Below are 2,763 nucleotides of genomic sequence, written 5' to 3'. Positions count from 1 at the left end.
ACAAAGTACTTTCAGGAACATTTGAATTCACAACCTATAACCCTGATTGCGGCGATACTATTAAGGTAACTGAGGGCAGGTTTGATATTGGAGATATTACTTATTGATGTGAGGGATGAACAAATATTTCACATACATACTATTTCCGGTTTCTTTGGCTCTTTTTATTGGGTTCAGTTCGTGCCAGGAAGATGATGAATTACCACCCATAACATCGGAAGGCAAAAATACCTTTGGATGTTTGGTGAATGGTAAATTATTTACTCCTAAAGCCCCACCAGGACAAACAGGAACGGAAGCCGATTTATTTCAACTTGGCGATACCGCTACGTCTGTTAATATATATGGTAGTAACTACGCTTCGGATCAATCCTTTTTTATCTCCATCATCGATTCGGCGGAACTTCAGGTTGACAAGACATATAGTCTTACTGATACTACGTGCTGTGGCATTGAATATACTGAATATAGCGATTCTCCATCTTGCACCTATAAGAAGGCTTTAAGTGGTCATGTTAAACTATTGAAGTTTGATGTCAATCAAAAGATCCTGTCAGGTACATTTGAATTCAAAGCCTATAGCGATGTGTGTGATGATACCGTAACCATCACGGAAGGAAGGTTTGACATAGGGGAAATTTGGCAATAAATGAATGTAATTTGAGAGCCTTTTTATTTTCATCAACCTGGTCTGAGATTAACGCAGCATGGATACCTAAAATGCTTTTCCTTTCCAATTGTCAATTGAAATTTACTCAAACTGTAAAGAAATAATATTAATGAAAATAAACCTGATTGTTCTGATCTTACTATATCTGCTCAACATTCAAGCATATGGGCAAGATAGTCTGTTGGACTCAACTCATACTGTAAATAAAACCAGGTTAAAGACCGCTATCGTTACAGAGGCATCGCTTTACCTGGGTAGCATGGCCTATCTGCAATATGTATGGTATAAAGATAAAAAGCGTGTGCCCTTTCATTTTTATAATGATAGCAAAGGCTATCAACAGGTAGATAAAATGGGACATAGTTATGGATCTTATATCGAGAGTTATCTCTGTTATAAATGGCTACGGAGTGCCGGTGTTAATAAAAAGAAAGCACTTATTTACGGGGGTACAATGGGAGTTATACTACAAACACCTATTGAGATATTTGACGGACTTTATGAAGATTGGGGATTTTCATGGAGTGATATGGCCGCCAATACCGTAGGTTCTATGCTTGTGATTAGTCAGGAGCTATTATTTGATGAGCAACTATTCAAATACAAATTTAGCTTTTCCCGGTCAGCATATGCGCCTCTGTCCAACGGCTATTTGGGTGATAACTACTTTCAGAGTTTGTTTCTGGACTATAATGGCCATACCTATTGGCTCAGCACAAATGTTAATAACTTTATGTGGAGGGACAAAATACCCGATTGGATCAATATAGCTGTTGGGTATAGTGCAAATGGCATGTATGGTGAATTTCAGAACAAGACATACTATCATGGTGTAGCGCTCCCTGAAACTACACGGTATCGCCAGTTTTTAATTTCTCCGGATATAGATTGGGAGAAAATTTCTACCCAATCAAAATTTATGAAAGGTCTGTTTCTGGTCATGAATTTTATCAAAATTCCTGCCCCGGCCATTGAAATTGATGGACTTGGCCGATTGAAGGGTCACTGGATTTATTTCTAAAATTGGAGCTATGAATCTATAGGCTATTTGGACTTTATTAAACAATTCTTACCTACCAAAGACTATTTCTACCAGTCGCTGGGCAAATTCAAATATCTGATGGACGAACAGCTGCCGAAAAAATAATAACGAAATGCCAACTGGAATGAAAAGCAACTAAAGCATACTATTGCATCCTCTGATTCAGTTTCAGGATTCATCAAGTTATGGGAAACGGTTCCTGTTCAGAGCCCGCTTAATGCTTGGATTCCGTTTTCTCAACGTTTTGCTTTTCAGTTGAAATAACCATTATTAAGTTCCCTACATTGACAGATTGAAAAAATAAAATCGATAACAAATGCTAAAACTCCATAAGCTGAAGAAGGGTCTTGCAAAGGCTAGTGCAATACGTTAGTTTAGCTTAAATTAAAATAGGCCAAGCTTACGTAGTTTAGCCAGCCGTTATGGACAATTGCGCCACTCTAAAAACCTAATAAAAGTGAACGGACAATTCGGAACGAAAGAACTCTCCGCAAAGGAAGAACTCAGGTGGAAAACAGAAATATTCGACACCAAAATGAACCCCAGGGAATGGATGGCGCGGTTTGGGCATAATATTTTGGTTGGAGATTACCGTGTCTACAAATATCAAGATAAGGATTTCGGAAATTGGATATATGCTGCTTTTGAAGCATTGGTCAACGAAGGATTAGAAGCCCTCTGGAAAGAGTTTTTGACTGAAACAGAGATTGAAGAGGTAAGAGAACAGTATAACAACTTCTGAACTATGGGTTTCAAATCAGAATTACTAGTGTCGCAAGCAACTTGGGTTTAACACCTGATGAATTCGATTCTGTAGGCATTCATGAGTGGCCTGAAATCATGAAAAAGATCGAAACTAAATTTGTGATTCGTAAGAACACGTACACAAAATTCAACTGGTGGTGGGAGGATTTGAAAGGCGAACAAACCGGAATCAGCTTCCCTGAAGATGACGGATGGACTTATCTAGATCAACTTGTAAGCCAACACGAGAAGGTATGGTTTGTCGGCTGTAATACTGTGAACGAAGCAACGAAATTCTTGCTTTTTC

4 protein-coding genes are annotated in these 2,763 nt (G+C 38.4%); all 4 read left to right on the top strand.

What is annotated here, in order from left to right:
- Nucleotides 1-115 precede the first annotated feature (115 nt).
- On the top strand, nt 116-649 hold the full coding sequence (locus E1163_RS01160) for a Riean_0653 family protein (RefSeq protein WP_155168693.1): 534 nt from the start codon (nt 116-118) through the stop codon (nt 647-649).
- A gap of 130 nt (nt 650-779) precedes the next feature.
- Nucleotides 780-1,691 carry a DUF2279 domain-containing protein gene (locus tag E1163_RS01155; protein WP_155168692.1) on the top strand — a complete coding sequence of 304 codons (912 nt, stop codon included), beginning with the start codon at nt 780-782 and terminating at the stop codon, nt 1,689-1,691.
- Between the two features lie 478 nt (nt 1,692-2,169).
- The gene (locus E1163_RS01150; protein ID WP_155168691.1) at nt 2,170-2,454 is read left to right on the top strand and encodes a hypothetical protein; all 285 of its coding nucleotides are present in this window, start codon (nt 2,170-2,172) and stop codon (nt 2,452-2,454) included.
- A gap of 41 nt (nt 2,455-2,495) precedes the next feature.
- The coding region (locus E1163_RS30885; protein WP_343033708.1) for a DUF6756 family protein at nt 2,496-2,763 on the top strand (268 nt) is incomplete at its 3' end.

It is taken from the genome of Fulvivirga kasyanovii (assembly GCF_009711405.1).
GTDB lineage: Bacteria > Bacteroidota > Bacteroidia > Cytophagales > Cyclobacteriaceae > Fulvivirga > Fulvivirga kasyanovii.
The sequence above is the reverse complement of the archived record's forward strand: the minus strand, read 5'-3'. Positions and strand labels throughout refer to the sequence as shown.

What these genes read in the sequence shown, in the direction of transcription:
- E1163_RS01160 (WP_155168693.1), top strand. Translation starts at nt 116, where the DNA reads ATGAACAAATATTTCACATACATACTATTTCCGGTTTCTTTGGCTCTT.
- E1163_RS01155 (WP_155168692.1), top strand. Translation starts at nt 780, where the DNA reads ATGAAAATAAACCTGATTGTTCTGATCTTACTATATCTGCTCAACATT.